This is a genomic window from Kitasatospora sp. NPDC096147 (genome assembly GCF_044763225.1).
Lineage (GTDB): Bacteria > Actinomycetota > Actinomycetes > Streptomycetales > Streptomycetaceae > Kitasatospora.
The window spans coordinates 141,218-166,989 of record NZ_JBIWFX010000001.1 but is presented as its reverse complement, the minus strand read 5'-3'; the positions used below and the strand labels follow the sequence as shown (position 1 = coordinate 166,989).

The 25,772-nt window shown below is 75.9% G+C and carries 6 protein-coding genes; all 6 read left to right on the top strand.

All coding sequences use genetic code 11. The annotated features are described in order from the left end of the window. The first annotated feature begins 63 nt into the window (after positions 1-63). The 6 genes from ACIRBX_RS00655 (at position 64) to ACIRBX_RS00630 (ending at position 25,753) form a co-directional block, all read left to right on the top strand. Positions 64-11,241: an amino acid adenylation domain-containing protein gene (locus ACIRBX_RS00655; RefSeq protein WP_402292892.1), complete on the top strand. Its 11,178-nt coding sequence runs from the start codon at positions 64-66 to the stop codon at positions 11,239-11,241. Continuing rightward, the gene (locus ACIRBX_RS00650) at positions 11,238-20,909 is read left to right on the top strand and encodes an amino acid adenylation domain-containing protein (RefSeq protein ID WP_402292891.1); all 9,672 of its coding nucleotides are present in this window, start codon (positions 11,238-11,240) and stop codon (positions 20,907-20,909) included. The genes ACIRBX_RS00655 and ACIRBX_RS00650 overlap by 4 nt, the downstream gene beginning before the upstream one ends. Before the next feature lie 36 nt (positions 20,910-20,945). Further along, the gene (locus tag ACIRBX_RS00645) at positions 20,946-21,170 is read left to right on the top strand and encodes an MbtH family protein (protein WP_402292890.1); all 225 of its coding nucleotides are present in this window, start codon (positions 20,946-20,948) and stop codon (positions 21,168-21,170) included. 98 nt (positions 21,171-21,268) lie between these two features. Further along, a complete protein-coding gene (locus tag ACIRBX_RS00640; protein WP_402292889.1) occupies positions 21,269-23,095 on the top strand; it encodes an ABC transporter ATP-binding protein in 1,827 nt (608 codons plus the stop codon). Next, positions 23,088-24,806 carry an ABC transporter ATP-binding protein gene (locus tag ACIRBX_RS00635; RefSeq protein WP_402292888.1) on the top strand — a complete coding sequence of 573 codons (1,719 nt, stop codon included), beginning with the start codon at positions 23,088-23,090 and terminating at the stop codon, positions 24,804-24,806. The genes ACIRBX_RS00640 and ACIRBX_RS00635 overlap by 8 nt, the downstream gene beginning before the upstream one ends. A gap of 89 nt (positions 24,807-24,895) precedes the next feature. Beyond that, positions 24,896-25,753, top strand: coding sequence for a siderophore-interacting protein (locus ACIRBX_RS00630; RefSeq protein ID WP_402292887.1), 858 nt, complete (start codon positions 24,896-24,898; stop codon positions 25,751-25,753). Positions 25,754-25,772 lie beyond the last annotated feature (19 nt).

The following is a 25,772-nucleotide window of genomic DNA, read 5'->3' as shown; positions in this document are numbered from 1 at the left end:
CACCGCACCGCACCGCCCCCAGCCACCGGGGGAGCAGCGCCAGCACCCCGGGAGAGACCGACCATGGCCGACGCGAGCACCCAGCCGACGGAGACCACCGTGCAGTCCGCCCTGCCGTTGACCGCCGCCCAGGCGGGTGTGCTGGCCGCCCAGCGGATCGACCCGGAGAACCCCTGCTACAACGTCGGCCAGTACGTGGTGCTGGACGGCCCGCTGGACGCCGCGCTGCTGGAGTCGGCACTCCGTCAGACCCTGGCCGAGGCCGAGGGCCTGGACTTCCGGCTCGCCGAGCGGGACGGCACCACCCTCCGCCTGCCGGCCGCCTTCGACCCGGCCGGCTGGCAGCTGGAGCGGCTGGACACCCGGGACGCCGCCGACCCGGACGCCGCCGCCGTCGCGGTGCTGCGCGAACGCCTGGCCGTCCCGGTCGAGTTGGGCACCGACGCACCGTTGGTCCGGCTCACGCTGGCCCGGACCGGCGAGCAGCGGCACCTGCTGCTCCAGTGGTTCCACCACCTGGTGGTGGACGGGTACTCGGTCGCGATGCTGACCCGCCGCGCCGCCGAGATCCACACCGAGCTGGCGACCGGCGCCGAGCCCACTCCCTCGCCGCTGCGCCCGCTCGCCGTGCTGGCCGAGGCCGAGGCCGCGTACCTGGCCTCGCCGAAGGCGGCCGAGGACCGGGCCTTCTGGAGCGCCCGGTTCGCCGACCTGCCCGGGGCCCCGGGCCTGACCGAGCTGACCGCTCCCGCCTCCGCCGCGGTGATCCGCCACCGGCTGGAGCTGACGGCCGATCAGTCGGCCGCCGTGCTGGCCGCCGCCCGCACCGCCAAGGCCACCTGGGCCGAGGCCGCCACCGCCGGCTGGGCCGCCTACCTGCACCGGATGACCGGCAGCACCGAGCCGGTGATCGGCATGCACTTCATGGCCCGCACCGCCCCCGGCACCCTCCGGGTGGCCGCCACCGCCGTGAACATCCTCCCCGTCCGGCTGCCGGTGGACGGCACCGAGGACTTCACCGCGCTGCTGCGCGGGGCCGCCGCCGTGCTCAAGGAGGCCCGCCGCCACCAGCACCACCGGGGCGAGGAGCTGCGCCGCGACCTGGGCCTGGTCGGCGCCGAGCAGCGGCTCTACGGCCCGCTGCTGAACATCAAGCCCTTCGACCTGGCGCTGGACTTCGCCGGGGTGGCCGGACACACCGTCAACCTGGCGGCCGGGCCGGTGGACGACCTCCAGCTGGCCGTCACCAAGAGCCCGGACGACGTGCTCGCCCTGGAGTTCGACGCCAACCCCGCGCTGTACGGGGCGGAGGAGCTGGCGGCCCACGCCGAGCGGTGCGCCGCGCTGCTGGTCGCGCTGGCGGAGCAGCCGGAGCGGGCGCTGTACGAGCTGCCGCTGCCGACCGCCGCCGAGCTGGCGGCGCTCGCCACCTGGAACGACACCGGTGCGCCGGCCGATGCCCGGTCGGTGGTGGAGCTGTTCGCCGAGCGGGCCGCCGAGGCGCCGGGCGCGGTCGCGGTGAGCGCCGTGGACGGCTCGCTGACGTACGGTCAGCTGGACGAGCGGGTCGGCCGGCTGGCCGCGCTGCTCGCCGCGCGCGGCGTCGCCGCCGAGCGCTTCGTCGCGCTGGCCCTGCCGCGCACCACCGCCCTGCCGGTGGCCGCGCTCGCCGTGCTCCGGGCCGGCGGCGCCTACCTGCCGATGGACCTGGACTACCCGGCCGACCGCCTCGCCTACATGGCCGAGGACGCCCGCCCGGTCTGCGCCGTCACCACCACCGCCGTGGCCCACCTGGTGCCGGCCGGCCTCCCGGTGGTCGTGCTGGACGACCCGGCGGTGACCGCCGAACTGGCCGCCGCCACCCCGGCCCCCGTGACCGCCCCGGACCCGGCCGCCCCCGCCTACGTGATCCACACCTCCGGCTCCACCGGCAAGCCCAAGGGCGTGGTGATCGGGCACGGCGCGCTGGCCGGCTTCCTGGCCGCGATGCGCCCGCAGCTCGAACTCACCGCCGGGGACGCCCTGGTGGCCGTCACCACGGTCTCCTTCGACATCGCGGGCCTGGAGCTGCACGGCCCGCTGACCACCGGCGCCACCCTGGTGCTGGCCGACCGCGACACCGTGCTCGACCCGGCGGCCCTCGGCGCCCTGATCGACGAGCACCGCCCGAAGGTCGTCCAGGCCACCCCGACCCTGTGGCACCTGCTGCTGACCGAGGCGGCCGAGCTGGCGGCGACCGCGGGCGCCGCCACCGCGCAGGCTGCGGCCGCGAGTGCCGACCCGGCGGCATCCGGCCGGGGACCTGGTGCGGCCGAAGGCCCGTTCGCCGCAGGCGAGTTCGCATCCGAAGCGGGGATCGGCAGTGCCACGCGGGCCGAGGCCCGAGGCCCGCGCAGCGGTGGAGCGTTCGCCGCGCTGGACGGGGTGCACGCGCTGGTGGGCGGCGAGGCGCTGCCGGCCGAGCTGGCGGAGCGGCTGGCGCGGGCCACCCGGCGGGTGACCAACGTGTACGGGCCGACCGAGGTGACCATCTGGGCCACCTCCGCCGAGCTGGCCGCCGACCACACCGGCGTGCCCGGCATCGGCAGCCCGTTCGTGGGCACCCGCGCGCACGTCCTGGACGCGCACCTGCAGCCCGTCCCGCCCGGCGTCCCCGGCGAGCTCTACCTCGCGGGCGGGCAGCTGGCGCGCGGCTACCTCGGCCGCCCCGGCCTGACCGCCGGCCGGTTCGTCGCCGACCCCTTCGACCGGGGCGCCCGGATGTACCGCACCGGTGACCTGGTGCGCCGCACCCCGGAGGGGACGCTGCACTTCCTCTCCCGGGTCGACGACCAGGTCAAGCTGCGCGGCTTCCGGATCGAACTCGGCGAGGTGGAGGCCGCCCTGACGGCCCGTCCGACCGTCACCCGGGCGGTGGCCGTGGTCCGCGAGAGCGCCCCCGGCCGCCCGCAGCTGATCGGCTACGTGACCGGCCCCGGCGCCGACCCGGCCGCCCTGCGGGCCGAGCTCGCCGCCGCGCTGCCCGAGTACATGGTGCCCGCCGCGATGGTGGTGCTGGACGCCTTCCCGCTGACCGCCAACGGCAAGATCGACCGCCGCGCGCTGCCCGACCCGGAGCTGACCACCGCCACCGGCCGGGCGCCCCGGACCGAGACCGAGCGGGTGCTGGCCGATCTGGTCAAGGAGGTGCTCGGCCTCGCCGACCTGGGCGTGGACGAGAACTTCTTCGCCCTCGGCGGCGACTCCATCTCCGCCATCCAGCTGGGCAGCCGGGCCCGCCGGGCCGGCTACGCGATCACCCCCCGGGTGGTCTTCGAGCGCCGCACGGTGGCCGGCATCGCCGCCGCCGTGGACGCCGCCGCCGTCGCCGCGCCCGTCGAGGCAGCGGCCGAGGCCGCCCCGCTGCTCGACCCGGAGCAGCGCGAGCGCCTGCTCGCCGAGCACCCCGGCGCCGAGGACGTCCTGCCGCTCTCCCCGCTCCAGGAGGGCCTGCTGTTCCACGCCGAGCAGCAGCGCGCCGAGGACGCCGACGACCTCTACACCTCCCTCACCTCGCTCCAGCTGCGCGGCCCGCTGGACCGCGCGCTGCTGGCCGCCGCCGTGGACGGCGTGGTCAACCGGCATGCCGCGCTGCGCGCCTCCTTCACCACCGACGCGCTCGGCCGCCCCGTGCAGCTGATCGCCCGTCAGGTCAGCGTGCCGTGGACCCACCACGACCTGACCGCGATCGCCGACGCCGGGCAGCGGGCCGCCGCCCTCGCCGAGATCGAGCAGCAGGAGGCCGGCCGCCGCTTCGACCTGGCCGCCGCCCCGCTGGTGCGCTGCGCCCTGGTCACCCTCGGCGCCGACCACCACCACCTGGTGCTGACCCGCCACCACACCGTCATTGACGGCTGGTCGATGCCGGTCCTGCTGCGCGAGCTGCTGGCCGCCTACGGCGGCACCGCGATCGCCGCGCTGCCCGCCACCACCCCCTACGCCCGCCACCTGGAGCGGCTGGCCGCCCGGGACGAGGCCGCCGACGCGGCCGCCTGGCGGGAGGCGCTGGCCGGGCTGCCCGGCCCGACCCTGCTGGCCGACGCGCTCGGCGCGCCCGCCGCCGGGGCCGCCGTAGGCCGGGAGCTGGAGCTGCCGATCGGCCCGGAGCTGGCCGCCGCGCTGACCGCCACCGCCCGCACCCACGGACTGACCCTCAACACCCTGGTGCAGGGCGCCTGGGCGATCCTGCTGGGCCGCCTCACCGGCCGCACCGACGTGGTCTTCGGCGCCACCGTCTCCGGCCGCCCGGCCGACCTGCCCGGCGTGGAGTCGATGGTCGGCCTGTTCTCCAACACCGTGCCGGTGCGCTTCGAGCCGCGCGAGGAGGAGCCCGTCGCCGAGGCGCTGGCCCGCCTCCAGGCGGCGCAGTCCGCCCTGCTGGACCACCAGCTGCTGGGCCTCGCCGAGATCCAGGCGCTGGCCGGCCAGGGCACGCTCTTCGACACCCTGCTCGTGGTGGAGAACTACCCGGTGGACCCGGACGCCCTGACGGCCCGTGGGCTGCGGGTCGCCGGCCTCACCCATCGGGGCGCCACCCACTACCCGCTGACCGTGCTCACCCTCCCCGGCGAGCACCCGCAGCTGACCGTCGAGTACCGCCCCGACGTCTTCACCGACACCCAGGCCGCCACCGTCGGCGCCCGCCTGCTCCGCCTCCTGACCGCCATCGCCTCGGCCCCGCAGACCCCGGTCGGCGCCCTGGAGGTGCTGGACGCCGCCGAGCGCGCCCAGCTGCTGGACGGCTGGAACGCCACCGCCCGCCCGCTGCCGCAGGGCACCGTGCCGGAGGTGCTCGCGGCCACCGCCGCCGCCACCCCCGGGGCCGTCGCCGTGGTGGACGGCGAGCTGACCCTGACCTTCGCCGAGCTGGCCGCCCGGGTGGAGCTGACCGCCCGTCACCTGGCCGCCCTGGGCGCCCGCCCGGGCACCGTGGTCGCCCTCGCGCTGCCGCGCTCCGCCGAGCTGGTCACCGCCCTGCTGGGCGTGCTGGCCTCCGGCGCCGCCTACCTGCCGGTGGACCTCGACCACCCGGCCGAGCGCGTCGCGCTGATGCTGGAGGACGCCGAGCCGCTGCTCACCCTGACCACCGCCGAGGTGGCCGCCAAGCTCCCGGTGCTGGACGCGCACGGCCTCGGCCCGGTGCTGACGGAGCGGCTGGGCGAGCTGTCGGCCGAGCCGGTGGCCCCGCACCCCGACGACCTGGCCTACGTCATCCACACCTCCGGCTCCACCGGCCGCCCCAAGGGCGTCCAGGTGCCGCACCGGGGCCTGGCGAACATGCTGGAACACCACGGCGGCACGGTCTTCGCCCGCGCCGTCGAGGCGGCCGGCAGGCGGCGGCTGCGCGCCGCGCACACCGCCTCGTTCTCCTTCGACTCCTCCTGGGAGCAGCTGCTCTGGCTGGTCCTCGGCCACCAGCTGCACGTCTACGGCGAGGACCTGCGCCGCGACCCGGAGGCGCTGACGGCCCGTCTGCTGGCCGACCGGATCGACACCCTGGACGTCACCCCGTCGTTCGGCCGCCAGCTGGTCGAGGCCGGCCTGCTGGACGACCCGGCGCACAAGCCGCTGCTCTTCCTGGTCGGCGGCGAGGCCGTGGACGAGGCGCTCTGGACCCGGCTGCGGGAGACCGAGGGCGTGATCGGCCACAACTTCTACGGCCCGACCGAGTACACCGTCGACACCCTCGGCGCGGACCTGGCCGACAGCCCGACCCCGTCGGTCGGCCGCCCGATCGGCAACACCCGGGTCTACGTGCTGGATGCGCGCCTGCGGCCCGTCCCGGCCGGGGTGGCCGGCGAGCTCTACATCGCCGGCCCCGGCCTGGCCCGGGGCTACGGCAACCGCCCGGCGCTGACGGCCGGCCGGTTCACCGCCGACCCGTTCGGCGAGCCCGGCACCCGGATGTACCGCACCGGCGACCTGGTCCGGCACCGCCCGGACGGCTCGCTGGACTACCTCGGGCGCGGCGACGACCAGGTGAAGATCCGCGGCTTCCGGGTCGAGCCCGGCGAGGCCGAGGCCGCGCTGGCCGCCCTGCCCGGCGTCGCGCAGGCCGCCGTGGTGGTCGCCCCGGCCCCCGGCGGCGGCAAGCGCCTGGTCGGCTACGCCGTCCCCGCGCAGCTGGACACCGCCGTGCTGCGCAAGGCGCTGGCGGCCACCCTGCCCGAGTACCTGGTGCCCTCGGCGATCGTCACGCTGGAGCGGCTGCCGCTGAACGTCAACGGCAAGCTGGACCGCCAGGCGCTGCCCGCGCCGGACGCCGCCGCCTTCGCGGCGCCGGCCGGCCGCCCGCCCCGGGACGAGCGCGAGGCGCTGGTCTGCTCGGTCTTCGCCGAGGTGCTCGGCCTGCCCGCCGTCGGCCCGGACGAGGACTTCTTCGCCCTCGGCGGCCACTCCCTGCTGGCCACCCGGGTGACCGGCCGGCTGCGCGCCGGGCTCGGCGTGGAGACCGCCGTCCGCGACCTGTTCGAGACCCGCACCCCCGCCGCGCTCTCGGCCCGGCTGGCCGCCGCCGCGGCCGGCCGCCCCGGGCCGACCGCCCGGCCGCGCCCGGAGCACCTGCCGCTGTCCGCCGCGCAGGCCCGGCTCTGGTTCCAGTACCGCCTGGACGGCGCCACCGCCGCGTACACCATCCCGTGCGCGGTGCGGATCCACGGTGCGGTGGACGCCGAGGCCCTGCGCGCCGCCTTCGGCGACGTGCTGGCCCGGCACGAGGCGCTGCGCACCGTCTTCCCGGACCACGACGGCCGCCCGTACCAGCGGATCCTGACGCCCGCTCAGGCCGGGGTGCCGTTCGCGGTCGAGGAGACCACCGTGCACCGGCTCTCCCGCGCGGTGGCCGCCGCCGGGGCGCACGCCTTCGAGCTGGCCGAGGAGATCCCCGTCCGGGCCACCCTGTTCAGCACCGGGCCCGAGCGGCACGTGCTGAGCATCGCGGTGCACCACATCGCCGGTGACGAGTGGTCGGAGGGCGTGCTGCTGCGCGACCTGGACCACGCGTACGCGGCCCGGCTGGCCGGTGCGGAGCCGGACTTCGCCCCGCTGCCGGTGCAGTACGCCGACCACGCGCTCTGGCAGGCCGAGTTGCTGGCCGCCACCGAGGGCCCGGCGGTCGAGCAGAGCGCCTACTGGGCGCGGCAACTGGCGGACCTCCCCGCCGAGTTGACCCTGCCCGCCGACCGGCCCCGGCCGGCCGAGCCGAGCGGCCGGGGCGGCGCCGTCCGGCTGCCGCTGCCCGAGACGCTGCACACCGAGCTGCTGGCCTACGCCCGCCGCCGGGGCGTCACCCCCTTCGTGGTCACCCAGGCCGCCGCCGCGCTGCTGCTCGGCACCCTGGCCGGGACGCCGGACGTCGCCTTCGGCACCCCCGTCGCGGGGCGCACCGACGAGGCCGTCGAGTCGGTGGTCGGCTTCTTCGTGAACACCCTGGTGCTCCGTCACGACCTCAGCGGTGCGCCGAGCTTCGACGCCCTGGTGGAGCGCAGCCGGGACGTGGTGTTCGGCGCGCTGGCCCACCAGGACCTGCCGTTCGACCGCCTGGTGGAGATCGTCAACCCGGAGCGCTCGCTGGGCCGCCACCCGCTGTTCCAGGTGATGGTGCAGCACCGCAAGGCCGTCGAGGCGCACACCGCGTTGTTCGGCGCCCGCACCGAGCTGCTGCCCGACCCGGTGCACGCGGCCCGCTTCGACCTGGCGTTCAACTTCGCCGAATCGGCCGACGGCGCCCGCACCGAGCTGACCGTGATCCACGCCGAGGACCTGTTCGACCGGGCCACCGCCCGGCTGTTCGGCGAGCGGCTGCTCACCGTGCTGACCACCGCGCTGGCCGCCCCGGCGCAGCCGGCCGGGCTGATCGAGCCGCTCTCCGCGCAGGAGCGCCGGGGCCTGGCGGGGGAGTGGAACGCCACCGACCGGGAGGTCCGGGACGGCACCCTGCTGACCCGGATCGCCGAGCGGGTGGCCACCACCCCCGAGGCCGTCGCGGTCGACTTCGAGGGCGCGACGCTGACCTACCGTCAGCTGGACGAGCGGGCCGGGAAGCTGGCCCGGGTGCTGGCCGCCCGGGGCGCCGGACCGGACCGGATCGTGGCCGTCGCCGTGCCGCGCTCGGCCGAGCTGATGGTCGCCCTGCTGGGCGTGCTGAAGTCCGGCGCGGCCTACCTGCCGCTGGACACCGAGTACCCGGCCGACCGGCTGGCCGCGATGGTCGAGGACGCCGCGCCCGTCGCGGTGCTCACCGTGCCCGGCACCGACCTCCCGGCGCTGCCCGGTGCCCCGCTGCTCGCGGTGGACGCCGACGGCCCGCAGGCCGAGCCCACCGCCCCCGGCCCGGACCACGCCGCCTACGTGATCTTCACCTCCGGCTCCACCGGCCGCCCCAAGGGCGTGCTGGTCACCCACCGGGCGATCGTCAACCGGCTGGACTGGATGGCCGAGGTCTACCGGGTCACCGCCGAGGACCGGATCCTGCAGAAGACCCCGGCCAGCTTCGACGTCTCGGTCTGGGAGTTCTTCCTCCCGCTGGTGACCGGCGCCCGGGTCGTACTGGCCCGCCCCGGCGGCCACCGCGACCCGGTCTACCTGGCCGGCCTGGCCGCGCGCGCCGGGGTGACGGTCTGTCACTTCGTGCCCTCGATGCTGACCGCCTTCACCACCGCCGCTGAGCAGGACGCCGCGCTGCGGGACGGCTTCACCGGCGTGCGCCGGGTGTTCTGCTCCGGCGAGGCGCTGCCGGCCGCCGCCGTCGACCGGTTCGGCGCGCTCTGGCCGCAGATCGAGCTGCACAACCTCTACGGCCCCACCGAGGCCGCCGTGGACGTCACCTACCACCGCGCCTGGTCCGGCGCCGGCACCGTGCCGATCGGCCGCCCGGTCTGGAACACCAGGCTGTACGTGCTGGACGCCCGGCTGCGCCCCGTCCCGGTCGGCGTCCCCGGCGAGCTCTACCTGGCCGGCGTCCAGCTGGCCCGGGGCTACCTCGGCCGCCCCGGCCTGACCGCCGGCCGGTTCGTCGCCGACCCGTTCGCTGACGGCGGCCGGATGTACCGCACCGGCGACCTGGTGCGCCGCCGGGTGGACGGCGAGGTGGAGTACCTTGGCCGCACCGACGACCAGGTGAAGATCCGCGGCTTCCGGATCGAACTCGGCGAGGTGGAGGCCGCGTTGGCCGCCGTCCCCGGGGTCGGCCAGGCCGCCGTCACCGCCCGCGCGCTCACCGAGGGCGGCGCCCGCCAGCTGCTCGGCTACGTCACCGGCGCCGTCGACCCGGCCGCCGTCCGCTCGGCGCTGGCCGCCACCCTGCCCGAGCACCTGGTGCCCGCCGTGGTCACCGTGCTGGCCGCACTGCCGCTCAGCGTGAACGGCAAGCTCGACCGCAAGGCGCTGCCCGACCCGTCCCGCACCCCGGCCCCGGCCGCCGCCCCGACCGGCGGCAGCGGCAGCCCGGCCGCCACCATGGCCCGGGTGTTCGCCGAGGTGCTCGGCCTGGCCGAGGTCGGCGAGGAGGAGAACTTCTTCGCCCTCGGCGGCGACTCGATCGTCTCCATCCAGCTGGTCAGCCGGGCCCGCAAGGCCGGGCTGGAGATCACCGCGAAGGACATCTTCACCCACCCCACCCCGGCCACCCTGGCCGCGGCGGCCACCGGCGTGCCGGTCGGTGACGCCCCGTCGGCCGCCCCGGTGGCGATCCCGCAGGACGGCGAACTGCCCGCCCTGCCGGTGGTGCACTGGCTGCGCGAGCGCGGCGGCCCGATCGACCGCTTCAACCAGTCCGTCCTGCTCACCGTCCCGGCCGGGCTGGACGAGCGCGCGCTGCGCACCGCACTGGCCGCGCTGGCCGCCAACCACCCGGCGCTGCGCCTGAAGCTGGACCGCACCGACGGCGTCTGGACCCAGGAGGTGCTGCCCGCCGCCCAGGCCCCGGCCGTCACCGACCCGGCCACCCTGCGGGTGGTCACCGGCCTCGGCTCGCTCTCGGCCGAGGCCGACCGGGCCGCCGCCGGGCTCGCCCCGGACGCCGGCCGGGTGCTGCGCGCGGTCTGGTTCGACGCCGGACCGCAGGACGGCCGCCTGCTGCTGACGGTGCACCACCTCGCGGTGGACGGCGTCTCCTGGCGCACCCTGCTGCCCGAGCTGGCCGACGGCTACGCCCGGGCCGCCGCCGGGCTGGCCCCGGCCGCCGAGCCGGAGGCGTACGGCCTGGCCGACTGGGCCCGCGCCCTGCTGGCCGAGGCGCACCGCCGCCCCCGGGTGGCCGAGGCCGCGTACTGGCGCACCGCGCTGGCCGGCCCGGCCGGGGCGCTCGGCGCGCTGACCGCCGACCCGGAGCGGGACACCGTCTCGACGCTGCGCACCCTGCGCCGCACGCTGCCCGCCGACCGCACCGCCCCGCTGCTCACCGAGCTGCCGCAGGCGTTCAACGCGGGCGTGGACGAGGTGCTGCTGGCCGGTCTGGCGCTCGGCGCCGCGACCGCCCACCCCGAGGCCGCCCCCGCGCTCCAGATCGACCTGGAGGGCCACGGCCGGGGCGCCGAGCTGACCGGCACCCCCGCGCCTGATCTGGCCCGCACCGTCGGCTGGCTGACCACCGTGCACCCCGTCCGGCTCGACCTGGCCGGGCTGGACCCGGCCGCCGCCCTCGGCGGCGGCGAGGCCGCCGGGCGGGTGCTCAAGCAGGTCAAGGAGCAGCTCCGGGCCGCCCCGGACAAGGGGCTCGGCTACGGCCTGCTGCGCCACCTCAACCCGCAGACCGCCGCCCAGCTGGCCGGGGTCCGCGCCTCCGAGGTGCTGTTCAACTACCGGGGCCGCCTGGACGGCGCGGGCGCCCCGCTCGGCGGCTGGCCGTTCGCCCCGGCCGAGGAGCGCGCGGTGGTCACCGCCGCCGCCGGCCCGGACGCCGCCCAGGCCGCCGGGTACCCGCTGGAGATCGACGCGGTCGTCCAGGCCGGCCCGGACGGCCGCCCCGAGCTGGCCGTCGAACTCGGCTGGCCGGAGGCCCTGCTGACGCAGGACCAGGCCGAAGCGCTGGCCGACGCCTGGTTCGCCGCGCTGGACGCGCTGGCCCGGCACGGCGCCGACGGCGGGGCGGGCGGCCTGACCCCGTCCGACCTCGGCCTGGTCAACCTCAAGCAGGCCCAGATCGACCGCCTGGAGGCCCGCCTGCGCGGCGGCGCCCGCCCGAGCCGGAGGCGCCGCCCGTGAGCACCGACGACACCACCCGTACCGAGACCACCGAGCACCCCGAGAGCGCCGAGAGCACCGTGACGAACTCCGCCGAACCGACCGACCAGCAGCCGGGCCCGTCCGACCTGGAGGACGTCTACCCGCTGTCCTCGCTCCAGGAGGGCCTGCTGTTCCACGCCCTCTACGACGACGAGGCCGGGGACGTCTACCTGGTGCAGTCCCACCTCGACCTGGCCGGCGAGCTCGACACCGCCCGGCTGGCCACCGCCGTGGACGCGCTGCTGGCCCGGCACGCCAACCTGCGGGCCGGCTTCTGGTACGAGGACCCGGAGGCGGTGGTCCAGTTCGTCCCGCGCACCGTGGCCACCCCGCTGCGCGAGCTGGACCTGACCGCCTTCACCGGCGAGGCCCAGCGGGCCGCCGTCGAGGCCGCGATGGCCGAGGACTGGCAGCACCGCTTCGACCTGTCCGCCCCGCCGCTGCTCCGGCTCACCCTGGCCCGGCTCGGCGCCGGCTCCGTCCGGCTGGTGATCACCTGTCACCACCTGCTGCTGGACGGCTGGTCGATGCCGATCCTGGTCCGCGAGCTGCTGGCGCTCTACGGCTCGGACGGCGACGCCTCGGCGCTCCCGGCGGTCCGCCCGTACCGCGACCACCTGGCGCTGCTGGCCACCCGCGACACCGCCGCCGCCGAGGCGGCCTGGGGCGAGGCGCTGGCCGGCTTCGACCAGCCGCACCCCGTCGGCCCGGCCGTCTCCACCGCGCCGACCGCCACCGTGGAGCTGTCGGCCGGCCCGGAGCTGTCGGCCGCCGTGACCGCCGCCGCCCGGGCCCAGGGCCTGACGCTCGGAAACCTCGCGCACACCCTCTGGGGCGTGCTGCTCGGCTCGCTCACCGGCAGCCCGGACGTGGTCTTCGGCACCACCGTCTCCGGCCGCCCGGACGACCTGCCGGGCGCGGACGCGATGGTCGGCCTGTTCATCAACACCGTGCCCGTGCGGGTCCGGCTGGACGCCACCGACACGCTGGCCGGGGCCACCGCCCGGGTGCAGCGCGAGCAGGCCGCCCTGATCGCCCATCAGCACCTGGGCCTGGCCGCGATCCAGAAGCGGACCGCCGTCGAGGGCCCGCTCTTCGACACCCTGCTGGTGGTGGAGAACTACCAGGGCAGCGGCGAGGGCCTGGCCGAGTCCTTCGGCGCTCCCGAGGGCTTGGCCGTCACCGGCCTGGGCGCCAAGGACGCCACCCACTACCCGCTCGGCCTGACCCTGCTGCCCGGCAGCGAGCTGCGGATCGAACTCGACCACCGCACCGACGTGCTGAGCCCGGCTCAGGCCGAGGCCACCGCCCGCCGCTTCCTGGCCCTGCTGGCCGCCTTCGCCGCCGACCCGGCCACCCCGCTGGCCCGGCTCGACCTGCTGACCGGGGACGAGCGGGCCGCGCTGCCCGCCACCGTCTCCGGCGGCCCGCTGGAGGTCCCGGCCGGGCCGGTCACCGACCGCCTGGCCGCGCAGGCCGCCGCCACCCCGCACGACCGCGCGCTGACCGCCCCCGCGCTGGCCGGCGGCACGGCCGAGCTGTCCTTCGTCGAACTCGACGGCGCCGCGAGCCGGCTGGCCCAGCTGCTGACCGCGCACGGGCTGGGCGCCGAGCGGATCGCCGCCCTGGCGCTGCCCCGCTCCGCCGAGGCCGTCACCGCGATCCTGGCCACCCTGCGGGCCGGCGGGGCCTACCTGCCGTTGGACCTGGACCACCCGGACGAGCGCCTCGCCGACCTGCTGGCCGACACCCGCCCGGCCGTGCTGCTGACCACCACCGCCGTGGCCGGCCGGCTCCCCGCCGTGCCCGGCACCACCGTGCTGCTGCTGGACGACCCGGCCCTCACCGCCGAGCTGGCCGCACTCCCCGCCACCGCCCCGGCTGTGACGGTCGATCAGGACGCCCCCGCCTACGTCATCCACACCTCCGGCTCCACCGGCAAGCCCAAGGGCGTGGTGATCACCCACCGGGGCCTGGCCACCCTGGCCGAGGAGCACCTCGGCGGCCCGTTCGCCGAGGTGACCGCGGGCCGCCGCCTGCGGGTGCTGGGCACCGCCTCGTTCGCCTTCGACTCCAGCTGGGACCAGCTGCTCTGGCTGCTCGCCGGCCACCAGCTGCACCTGCTCGGCGAGGCCGACCGCCGGGACGCCGAGGCCGTGGTGGCGTACACCCGCGCCGAGCGGATCGACGTGCTCGACAACACCCCCAGCTACACCCGCCAGCTGATCGACAGCGGCCTGCTGACGGGCAGTCACCGCCCCTCGGTGCTGCTGCTCGGCGGCGAGGCGCTGCCCGAGCAGCTCTGGACCGAGCTGCGCGCCGTGCCCGGCCTGACCGCGCTCAACTACTACGGCCCGACCGAGGCCACCGTCGACGCGCTGCTCGCCGACCTGGCCGACACCGCCGAGCCGGTGGTCGGCCGCCCGCTGCGCGGCACCCGGGCCTACGTGCTGGACGGCCTGCTGCGCCCCGCCCCGGCCGGCTCGGTCGGCGAACTCTACCTGGGCGGACCGCAGTTGGCCCGGGGCTACCTGGACCGCCCCGGCCTGACCTCCGAGCGCTTCGTCGCCGACCCGTTCGCCGCCGGGGAGCGGATGTACCGCACCGGCGACCTGGTGCGCCGCCGGGCCGACGGCGTGATCGAGTACCTCGGCCGCACCGACGACCAGGTGAAGATCCGCGGCCACCGGATCGAGCCCGGCGAGATCGAGGCCGCGCTCACCGAGCTGCCCGCCGTCGCGCAGGCCGCCGTGCTGGTGCTGCCCGGCGCCGTCCGCCGGATCGCCGCCTACGTGGTGCCCGCCGCCGGTGCCGCCGCACCGTCCTCCGACGAGCTGCACGCCGCGCTCTCCGCCCGGCTGCCCGAGTACATGGTGCCGTCCGCCTTCGCCGTGCTGGCCGAGCTGCCGCTGAACATCAGCGGCAAGCTGGACCGCGCCGCGCTCACCGCGCAGACCCTCGACTTCACCGGCGACAGCGGCTCCCGGGCCGCCGAGACCGAGACCGAGGAGCTGCTCTGCGAGATCTTCGCCGAGGTGCTCGGCCTGCCGGAGACCGGCGCGGACGCCGACTTCTTCCGGCTCGGCGGCGACTCCATCTCCTCCATCCGGCTGGTCGGCGCCGCCCGCGCCGAGGGCCTGGCGATCAGCCCGCGCGACGTCTTCGAGCTGCGCACCCCCGCCGCGCTGGCCGCGCTGGCCGACCGGCGGGAGAGCGCCGAGGCCGGGCCCGAGCTGCCCGAACTCCCGGCCGTCACCGAGGCGGAGGCCGTACTGGTCGCCGCCACCGTGCCGAAGCTGGACGTGGCCGAGGTCTGGCCGGTCTCCCCGCTCCAGCAGGGCCTGCTGTTCGAGGCCGGCTACGACGACCAGGGCCTCGACGTCTACACCTCGCGGGACGTCATCGCGCTCTCCACCCGGGTGCCGCTCGCGGTGCTGCACGGCGCGCTGGCCGGGCTGCTGGAGAGCCACCCCAACCTGCGGGCCGGCTTCCTGGCCGACGCCCTGGACCGGCCGGTGGCCTTCCTGCCGCGCCTGGTCGAAGTGCCGCTGACCGAGGCCGACCTCTCCGCGCTGGACGAGGCCGCCTTCGAGGCCGAGCTGGCCCGGCTGGTGGAGGCCGAGGCGCACACCCGCTTCGACCTGACCGCCCCGCCGCTGCTCCGGGTGGTCTCGGTGCTCGCCCCCGGTGGCGGCCAGCGCATCCTGCTCACCAACCACGCCCTGCTCTGGGACGGCTGGTCGGCCGGCCTGGTGCTCCAGGAGCTGCTGACCCGCTGCCACCTGGGCCTGACCGGCACCGTGGACGGGCCTTCGCTGCCCGAGCCCGGCCTGCCGTACCGGGACTTCCTGCGCTGGCTGACCGCCCAGGACCAGGAGCAGGGCCGGGCAGCCTGGCGCACCGCGCTGGCCGGTCTGGAGGAGGCCACCCTGCTGGCCCCGCAGGCCCGCGAGCGCGCCGCCCTGCTGCCCGAGCAGGTCACCTTCGGCCTCTCCCCGGAGCTCTCGGCCCGCCTGGCCGGCTACGTCCGCAGCCACGGCCTGACCCTGAACACGGTGGTCTCCGGTGCCTGGGCGCTGCTGCTGGCCGGCCTGACCGGCCGTCAGGACGTGGTCTTCGGCGCCACCGTCTCCGGCCGCCCGGCCGAGCTGCCCGGCATCGACGCCACCATCGGCATGTTCCTCAACACCGTGCCGGTCCGGGCCCGGCTGGACGGCGGCGAGCGGGTCGCCGACTTCTTCGCCCGGCTCCAGCGCGAGCAGACCGAGCTGCTGCCGCACCACCAGACCGGCCTGGGCGAGATCCAGCGGGACACCGGCCTCGGCCGGCTGTTCGACACCCTCCAGGTGGTCCGCAACACCCCCGCCGACGACGCGCTGCGCGACCGCATCCGGGCCGCGCTCGGCGTCCAGCAGATCGCCGACGTGGACGCCACCCACCTCCCGCTGATCTTCATCACCAACCCCGGTGAGACGCTGGAGTTCGAGTTCAAGTACCGCCCCGACGTGTTCGACCGGGAGACCGTCGAGCAGCACGCCGAGCGGATGACCGCCCTGCTCACCGCGCTGGTCACGGACACCGCCCTGCTGGTGCGCGACGTGGACGTGCTGACGGTCCGTGAGCGCGCCCTGGTGCTGGGGGAGTGGGCGGACACGGCCCGCGCGCTGCCGGACGCCACGGTGGCCGACCTGCTGGCCGAGCGCGCCGCGCTGGTGCCGGGCGAGACGGCGCTGGTCTTCGGCGAGCGGTCCTGGACGTACGCGGAGCTGGACGCCACGGTGAACCGGCTGGCGCGGCTGTTCACGGCGCGCGGTGCGGGGCCGGAGAAGGTGGTGGCCCTCGGGCTGCCGCGTTCGCTGGAGATGGTCGCCGCGCTGTTCGCGGTGCTGCGGACCGGCGCCGCCTACCTGCCGCTGGAGCTGGACTACCCGAAGGACCGTCTGGCCTTCATGGTCGAGGACACCGCCCCGGTGGTGCTGGTCACCGACTCGACGGCCGCCGCGCTGATGCCCGAGCACGCCGCGCCTCTGCTGCTGGACGACACGGCGGTGGCGGCCGAGCTGGCCGGGATGGACGCCGGCCCGCTGGGCGTGACGGTGGATCAGGACTCCCCGGCGTACGTGATCTTCACCTCCGGCTCGACCGGCCGCCCGAAGGGCGTCGTCACCCCGTACCGGGGTCTGACGAACATGCAGCTGAACCACCGTGAGGCGATCTTCGACCCGACGGTGGCGCTGGCCGAGGGCCGTCGGCTGCGGATCGCCCACACGGTGTCGTTCTCCTTCGACATGTCGTGGGAGGAGCTGCTCTGGCTGGTCGAGGGCCACGAGGTGCACGTCCTCGACGAGGCCCAGCGGCGCGACGCCCAGGGCCTGGCCGACTACCTGGACGCCCACGCCATCGACGTCATCAACGTGACGCCGTCCTACGCCCAGGCCCTGGTGGACTGCGGCCTGCTGGACGAGGACCGGCACCGTCCGGTGCTGGTGCTGCTCGGCGGCGAGGCGGTGGCCGAGACCCTCTGGTCCAAGCTCCGGGACACCCCCGGCGTGCTCGGCTACAACCTCTACGGGCCGACCGAGTACACCATCAACACCCTCGGCGGCGGCACCACCGACTCCGACACCGCCACCGTCGGCCGCCCGATCTGGAACACCCGGGCCCACGTCCTGGACGCCTTCCTCCGGCCCGTGCCGGTCGGCGTCCCGGGTGAGCTGTACGTGGCCGGCGTCGGTCTGGCCCGGGGCTACCTCAACCGCCCCGGCCTGACGGCCGAGCGCTTCGTCGCCGACCCGTTCGGCGCCCCGGGCGAGCGGATGTACCGCACCGGCGACGTGGTCCGCTGGCGCACCGACGGACTGCTGGACTTCCTCGGCCGCGCCGACGACCAGGTGAAGATCCGCGGCTACCGGGTCGAGCCCGGTGAGATCGAGGACGCCCTCGCCCTCCACCCGGCCGTCGCCCAGGCCGCCGTGCTGGTCCGCGAGGACGCCCCCGGCGTCAAGCGGCTGGCCGCCTACCTGGTGCCCGCCCCCGAGGGCACGGTGGACGTGGCCGAGGTCCGGGCCGAGCTCGCGGCCCGGCTGCCCGAGTACATGGTGCCGTCCGCCTTCGTGGTGCTGGACGCGCTGCCGCTGACCGTCAACGGCAAGCTCGACCGCGCGGCGCTGCCCGCCCCCGAGACCGCCGGGGCCGGCCCCGGCCGGGCCCCGCGCGACGCCCGCGAGGAGCTGCTCTGCGGCCTGTTCGCCGAGGTGCTCGGCCTGGCCGAGGTCGGGCCCGAGCAGCACTTCTTCGAGCTCGGCGGCCACTCGCTGCTGGCCACCCGCCTGGTCGGCAAGGTGAAGGCCGCGCTGGGCACCCGCCTGACGGTCCGTGACCTCTTCGAGGCGCCGACCCCGGCCGGGCTGGCGCTGCGCACCGACGCCACCGACACCCGCCCCGCGCTGGCCCGCCGCGAGCGCCCGGCCGACCTGCCGCTGTCGCACGCCCAGCGCCGGATGTGGTTCCTGCAGAACCTGGACGGCTCCGGCGCCACGTACAACGTGCCGCTGGTGGTCCGGACGAGCGGCACACTGGACCAGGCCGCGCTGCGGGCCGCCGTCCGCTCCGTCACCGAGCGGCACGAGAGCCTGCGCACCGTCTTCACCGAGCGGGACGGCGGGGTCTTCCAGACCGTGCTGGCCCCGGCCGGCGAGGTGCACGTCCGCCCGTCCTCCGAGCGGACGCTGACCGCCGACATCGAGGCCGAGGTGCGGTACGGCTTCGACCTGGCCACCGAACTCCCTCTCCGGGTCTCGGTGCTGGAGCTGGGCGAGGCCGAGCAGGTGGTGGTGCTGCTGTTCCACCACATCGCCGGTGACGAGTGGTCGATGCTCCCGTTCATCGAGGACCTCAACGCGGCCTACGCCGCCCACCTGACCGGCGCGGAGCCCGGCTGGGCGCCGCTGCCGGTGCAGTACGCCGACTACACCCTCTGGCAGCAGGAGCTGCTGGACGGCGACGGCAGCACCCCGGGCCTGGCGGAGCGTCAGGCCGGGTACTGGCGCGAGGCGCTGGCCGGGCTCCCCGAGGAGCTGCCGCTGCCGACCGACCACCCGCGCGTGCCGACCGCCCGCCTGGCGGGCGACACCGTCTACGCCCAGGTGCCCCCGGCCGTCTACCGGGGCCTGCGGGCCGCCGCCCAGGCGACCGGCACCACCACCTTCATGGTGCTCCAGGCGGCCGTGGCCACCCTGCTGCACCGCCTCGGCGCGGGCACCGACATCCCCGTCGGCGCCCCGGTGGCCGGCCGCTCGGACAGCGCGCTGGACGGCCTGGTCGGCTTCTTCGTCAACACCGTCGTGCTCCGCAACGACCTGGCCGGCGACCCGACCTTCACCGAGCTGCTGGCCCGCACCCGGGACACCGACCTGGCCGCCTTCGCGCACCAGGATCTCCCGTTCGACCGCCTGGTGGAGGCCGTCAACCCGCCCCGGGTGCCCGGCCGCCACCCGCTGTTCCAGGTGATGCTGGGCTACCAGCACAGCGCCGGGGGCGAGGGCAGCCTGCTCGGGCTGAAGAGCCGCATCCTCCCGTTCGAGCTGGGCGCGGTGAAGTTCGAGCTGGACTTCAACTTCGAGGAGATCTCCTCCGAGGAGCAGATCGACATCGCCTTCGAGTACGCCACCGACCTCTACGAGCGGGCCACCGCCGAGGCGCTGGTCGAGCGGCTGCTCGCGGTGCTGGAGCAGGTCGCCGCCGACCCGGCCCGCCGGATCGGCACCCTGGACGTGCTGACGGTCCGTGAGCAGGCCCTGGTGCTGGGGGAGTGGGCGGACACGGCCCGCGCGCTGCCGGACGCCACGGTGGCCGACCTGCTGGCCGAGCGCGCCGCCCAGGTGCCCGGTGAGACCGCCCTGGTCTCCGGCTCCCGCTCCTGGACCTACGCGGAGCTGGACGGTCAGGTCGACCGGCTGGCGCGGCTGTTCGCCGCCCACGGCGCGGGGCCGGAGAAGGTGGTGGCGCTCGGGCTGCCGCGTTCGCTGGAGATGGTCGCCGCGCTGTTCGCGGTGCTGCGCAGCGGCGCCGCCTACCTGCCGCTGGAGCTGGACTACCCGAAGGACCGCCTCGCCTTCATGGTCGAGGACACCGCCCCGGTGGTGCTGGTCACCGACTCCACGGCGCTCTCCCGGATGCCCGAGGCACCCGGGGTACCCCGTCTGCTGCTGGACGACCCGGCCGTGGCGGCCGAGCTGGCCGCGCTGCCCACCGGCCCGCTGGGCGTGACGGTGGATCAGGACTCCCCGGCCTACGTGATCTTCACCTCCGGCTCGACCGGCCGCCCGAAGGGCGTCGTCACTCCGTACCGGGGTCTGACGAACATGCAGCTGAACCACCGCGAGGCGATCTTCGACCCGACCGTCGCGCTCGCGGAGGGCCGCCGGCTGCGGATCGCCCACACGGTGTCGTTCTCCTTCGACATGTCGTGGGAGGAACTGCTCTGGCTGGTCGAGGGCCACGAGGTGCACGTCCTGGACGAGGCACTGCGCCGTGACGCCGAGGCGCTCGCCGCCTACTGCGCCGAGCAGGCCGTCGACGTCATCAACGTCACCCCGTCCTACGCCCAGGCCCTGGTCGACCAGGGGCTGCTGGACGAGGACCGGCACCGTCCGGTGCTGGTGCTGCTCGGCGGCGAGGCGGTGGCCGAGACCCTGTGGTCGAAGCTGCGCGACACCCCGGGCCTGCTGGGCTACAACCTGTACGGGCCGACCGAGTACACCATCAACACGCTCGGCGGCGGCACCACCGACTCGGACACCGCCACCGTCGGCCGTCCGATCTGGAACACCCGGGCGCACGTGCTCGATTCGTCGCTGCGCCCGGTGCCGGTCGGCGTCCCCGGTGAGCTGTACGTGGCGGGTGTCGGTCTGGCCCGGGGCTACCTCAACCGCCCCGGCCTGACGGCCGAGCGCTTCGTCGCCGACCCGTTCGGTGCCCCGGGCGAGCGGATGTACCGCACCGGGGACGTGGTCGCCTGGCGCCCGGACGGGCTGCTGGACTTCCTCGGCCGGGTCGACGACCAGGTGAAGATCCGGGGCTACCGGGTCGAGCCGGGCGAGATCGAGGACGCGCTCGCGCTGCACCCCGACGTCGCCCAGGCCGCCGTGGTGGTCCGGGAGGACACCCCGGGCGTCAAGCGGCTGGCCGCCTACCTGGTGCCCGCCCCGGGTGCGGTGGTCGAGCCCGCCGAGGTGCGGCGTATGCTGACGGAGCGTCTGCCGGACTACATGGTCCCCTCGGCGTTCGTGGTCCTGCCGGCCCTCCCGCTGACCGTCAACGGCAAGCTCGACCGCAAGGCGCTCCCCACGCCGACCGGTGCGGACTTCACCGCCACCGGGCCCGTCCGGGCGCCGCGCACCCACGCCGAGGTGCTGGTGCACTCCGCCTTCGCGGACGTGCTCGGCCTGCCCGGGCTCGGCATCGACGAGAACTTCTTCGACCTCGGCGGACACTCGCTGCTCGCGATGGTGCTGCTCCAGCACCTGCGGGCCGACTTCGAGGGCACCACCGTCGGCCTGGGCGACGTGCTCACCCGGCCCACGGTCGCCGCGCTCGCCGAACTGCTGGCCGGCCCGGTGGCGGACGCCCCGACCTGCCAGAACTGACCACCACTCACCTCCCTACCCACCGAGGAGCACCCGATGAGCTCGACCAACCCCTTCGAGGACGACGCCGCCCAGTACTTCGTGCTGGTCAACGAGGAGAACCAGCACTCGCTGTGGCCGGCCTTCGCCGAGATCCCGGCCGGCTGGACGGTCGTCCACGGCGAGGACAGCCGCCAGGGCTGCTCCGACTACGTGGACGCGAACTGGACCGACATGCGCCCGGCCAGCCTGGTCGCCCGCACCGAGGCCGCCGCCTCCTGACGCCCGGCACCCGGGGGCGGTGAGTCCACCGGGGCTCACCGCCCCCGCCCCGTACCGAGCCCGCACCACGCACCGGCTCCCGAACAGACGGACACCAGTTGAGCACCGATCAGATCGCCCCGGCCGACACCGGAGGACTGACCGCCGAGGACCTCGCCGACGAGGACCTGGACCCCGCCGCGCTCTCACCCGAGCGCCGCCGCCGGGCCCGCGCACTGCTGCGCGCCTCGCTGCGCCCGCACCGGGGCCTGGTGGCCGCCGCGATGGTGGCCGCCGCGATCCGCCAGCTCGCCCTGCTGGCGGTGCCCTGGTGCGTCCAGCGGGCGCTGGACGAGGGCCTGACCAAGGACGACAGCGGCGCGCTGCTGTTCTGGAGCCTGGCCACCCTGGCCACCACCCTGGTGCAGTTCGCCGGGCTGTTCGGCTGGCAGTTCCTCTCCGCCTACGCGGACTGCAAGGTCGGCGCCGACCTGCGCTCGCGCCTGCTGCGTCACCTCTCCTCGCTGGACCGGGGCGCGCTCGCCTCGCGCGGCCACGGCGACCTGGCGATGCGGGCCACCCGGGACACCGACCTGGTCCGCGAGTGGGTGCACGGCCTGGCGATCTGGGTGGTGCTGGGCACCACCTTCGTGGTCGTGCTGCCCGCGCTGGCCGCCCTCGACCTCAGCCTGCTGCTGGTCACCCTGGCCACCCTGCCGTTCCTGGTCTGGGTCAACCTCTACTTCCCCAAGCGCTTCGCCGCCGCCAGCGGTGAGCTCTCCAAGGCGCACGGCGACCGGGCCGACGCGGTGGCCGACCTGCTCCAGGTCGGCACCGGTCTGCGCGGCACCGGCGGCCACCGCCCCCTGGTGGACCGTCACCACGTGGTCAGCGCCGAGGTCAAGGACCGCACCGTCACCGCCGCCCGGATCGAGGCCAGCTGGGCCGCCGTGGCGCCGTTCGTCCCGCGGATCGCGGTGGCGGCCGGCGTCGGCATCGGCGGTCTCGCCGTGCTGGACGGCTCCCTGACGGTCGGTGGGCTGGTCGCCTTCTCCTCCTGGATGGCCATCGTCACGCTGGCCACCCGGGTCCTGGTGGACCGCCTGCTGGAGCGCGGCCAGGCCGACGTGGCCGCCGCCCGGATCGACGAGGCGCTCTCCATCCTCCCCACCGTGGTCGAGCCCGCCCCCGGCACCGCGAAGGCGCTGCCCGCCGACGGCGCGCTCACCCTGACCGGCGTGAGCGCCGAGCGGGACGGCCGCACGGTGCTCGCCCCGCTCGACCTGACCGTCGCGCACGGCGAGTTCCTCGCCCTGGACGGCGCCACCGGCTCCGGCAAGTCCACCCTGCTGCGCCTGCTGGTCCGGCTGGACGACCCGGCCACCGGCACCGTCGCCTACGGCGGGACCGACCTGCGGGAGGCCGCCCTGGACGAGGTCCGGGGCCGGATCGCGTACGTGGCCCAGCGCCCCGTGCTGCTCTCGGGCACGGTCGCCGACAACCTGCGGCTGGGCCGGGACCTCCCCGAGGAGGCGCTGATCGAGGCCTGCCGCACGGCCGGCATCCACGACCAGCTGGCCGCCATGCCGGACGGCTACGCCACCGAACTCGGCGAGGGCGGCACCGCCCTGTCGGGCGGTCAGGTCCAGCGCCTGGCGATCGCCCGGGCGCTGCTCGGCGACCCGAAGGTGCTGCTGCTGGACGACTCCACCTCGGCCCTGGACACCACCACCGAGAAGCTGGTGCTGGAGCGCCTGCGGGAGTGGGCCGCCGACCGCACGGTGGTGTTCTGCACCCACCGGTCGGCCGTGCTGGGCGCCGCCGACCGGGTGGTCACCCTGCACGCCCCGCTCAACTCCGCCGCTGAGGAGCGTTCCGAGGACGGCACCGAGGCCCGCACCGAGGCCCGCACCGAGATCCGTACCGAGGAGGTGGCCCGTGGCTGAGCAGACCGTGCTCAAGGACGAGGCCGACCAGAAGCAGGTGCTCCGCCGCGCGGCGCCGTACCTGCGCCCGCACCGCACCAAGCTGGGCGTCGCGGTCGGCGTCGGCCTGGCCGACTCGGCCGCGCTGGTGGCCGTCGCCCCGCTGATCGGCCTGGCCACCGACGCCCTGCTGGACGGCGACCGCCGGGTGCTGGGCATCGCGGTGGCGCTTCTGGTGGTGCTCGCGGTGGCGCAGCTGGCGCTGGCCCGGGCCGGCGAGCTGCTGCTCATCAAGTCCGGTGAGGAGGTGGTCCGCACGCTGCGCGAGCAGGCGGTGGAGAACCTCGCCACCGCTCCGCTGCGCTTCCTGGAGACCCACCGCAGCGGCGAACTGCTGCGCCGGGCCACCGGCGAGGTGGCCGCGCTGGCCGCCTTCGTCCGGCTGCACCTGCGCAACCTGGTCTCCTCCGGCGCCACCCTGGTCTTCACCCTGGTGCTGCTGCTCGGCTACTCCTGGCTGATGCTGCTGGTGCAGCTGGCCGTCTTCCTGCCGCTCACCCTGCTGGTGACGCGCTGGTTCCAGCGCGACGCGGGCGCCGCGTTCGGCGGCAAGGCGGGCGCCGAGGCGGCCGTCGCGGCCACCTTCAGCGAGACCCTGACGGCCCGTGAGGCGCTGCAGACCTCGCGCGGCCTGACCGGCTGGACCAAGCGCTTCGACCGGGAGAACGCGCACGCCGTCACCGCCGCCCGGCGGGCGCTGCTGGTGGAGAACCGGATCGACCTGGTCTCGCTGGTCGAGGGCGTGGCGATGGTGGTGCTGCTGGCGGTCGGCGGCTGGATGGTCACCCAGGACGCCCTGACCATCGGCACCGTGGTGGTCTTCGTGGTGGCCAGCCGCAACCTCTTCGACTCCTTCACCGAGCTCTCCCAGCTGGTCGGCGAGGTGCAGGGCGCCAAGACCGGCCTGGCCCGGCTGCTCGAACTGCTGGACGCCACCGCCCCGTCGGGCCGGACCGGCACCGCCTCCCTGCCGGACCACGGCGAGCTGCGCTGCGAGGCGCTGGACTACCACTACCGCTCCGACCGGCAGACCCTGCACGCCGTCTCGCTGGCCTTCCCGGCCGGCAGCCGGACGGGCGTGGTCGGCGAGACCGGCTCCGGCAAGACCACCCTCTCCAAGCTGCTCTGCGGCCTCTACCAGCCGGACGGCGGCACGGTGAGCTTCGGCGGCACCGACCTGCGCGAGGTGCCCGAGGCCGAACTCCGGCGCCGGGTGGTGCTGGTGCCGCAGGAGGTCCGGATGGTCACCGGCACGGTGGCGGAGAACCTCGCCCTGGTGCAGGGCGAGCCGACCCGGGCGCAGATCGAGCGGACGGTCGAGCACCTGGGCCTGGCCGACTGGATCGCCGACCTGCCCGGCGGCCTCGACGCCGAGGTCGGCCAGCGCGGCGGGAACCTGTCGGCGGGGGAGCGTCAGATCCTCGGCCTGGTCCGGGCGGTGCTGGCCGATCCGGCGGTGCTGGTGCTGGACGAGGCCACCGCCGACATCGACCCGGCCACCGCGGCCCGGCTGGAGCACGCGCTGGACGAGCTGCGGGCGGACTGCACGCTGATCGTGATCGCGCACCGGCCGGAGACCATCGCCCGACTGCCCCGCGTGGTGCGGATGGACGGCGGGCGGGTGGTCGCTGACGAGTCGTCGGCTGCGGCTGGTCTTGGAGTCCAAGGTTAGGCTAACCTAATCGAACTGATCGCCTCCGTACCTCGTACGCCGGTCCGCCCCGTGCGGGCCGGCGTACGCCTGCACCGAACGGGCCGAAGATGACCATCGCCTCCGCCGAGCCCGCCGTGACCGTCCCGCCCAAGCTGCGGATCGTCCGGCACCCGCTCAAGTACCGCTTCCTGGAAGTGAAGCAGGTGGTCCGGGTGACCCCCGGCACGGTGCGGGTCACCTTCGCCGGCGAGGCCCTGGAGGGCTTCTGCGAGCAGCAGCCCACCGACCACGTGAAGCTCTGCTTCGCCGAGGAGGGCGCCACCGTCCCGGTCGAGCCGGTCGTGGTGGACGACACCTGGGTGGACGCCCCCGAGGGCATGTCCGAGCCGCTGACCCGCGACTACACCATCCGTCACTACCGGCGGGCGGAGCAGGAGTTGGACATCGACATGGTGCTGCACGGCACCGGCGTCGGCTCCACCTGGGCGGCGCAGGCCCAGCCGGGCATGAAGCTCGGCGTCTTCGGCCCGCGCGGCTCCGAGGTCATCGACTTCGTCCACGACTGGTACCTGCTGGCCGCCGAGGAGACCGCGCTGCCGGCCCTGGCCCGCTGGATCGAGATGCTGCCGGCCGGCGTCAAGGTGATCGCCTTCGCCGAGGTGCCCGGCCCCGAGGACGAGCAGGTCTTCGAGACCGCCACCGACCTCACCATGACCTGGGTGCACCGGGGCTCCGCCCAGGCCGGCACCACCGACCTGCTGGAGCAGGCCATCCGCGCCGCCGTCCTCCCCGAGGGCATGGGCTACTGCTGGGTGGCCGGTGAGGCCAACACCCTCAAGCCGATCCGCCGTCACCTGCGCAACGACCGGGGCCTGCTGAAGCAGCAGGTCGACGTGGACGGCTACTGGAAGCGCGGCACCGCCAACCACGACCACCACGAGGACGACGAGCACCAGCACGCCTGAGCCGTCCACCCCGCCCCGC

What these genes read in the sequence shown, in the direction of transcription:
- ACIRBX_RS00655 (WP_402292892.1), top strand. Translation starts at nt 64, where the DNA reads ATGGCCGACGCGAGCACCCAGCCGACGGAGACCACCGTGCAGTCCGCC.
- ACIRBX_RS00645 (WP_402292890.1), top strand. Translation starts at nt 20,946, where the DNA reads ATGAGCTCGACCAACCCCTTCGAGGACGACGCCGCCCAGTACTTCGTG.
- ACIRBX_RS00630 (WP_402292887.1), top strand. Translation starts at nt 24,896, where the DNA reads ATGACCATCGCCTCCGCCGAGCCCGCCGTGACCGTCCCGCCCAAGCTG.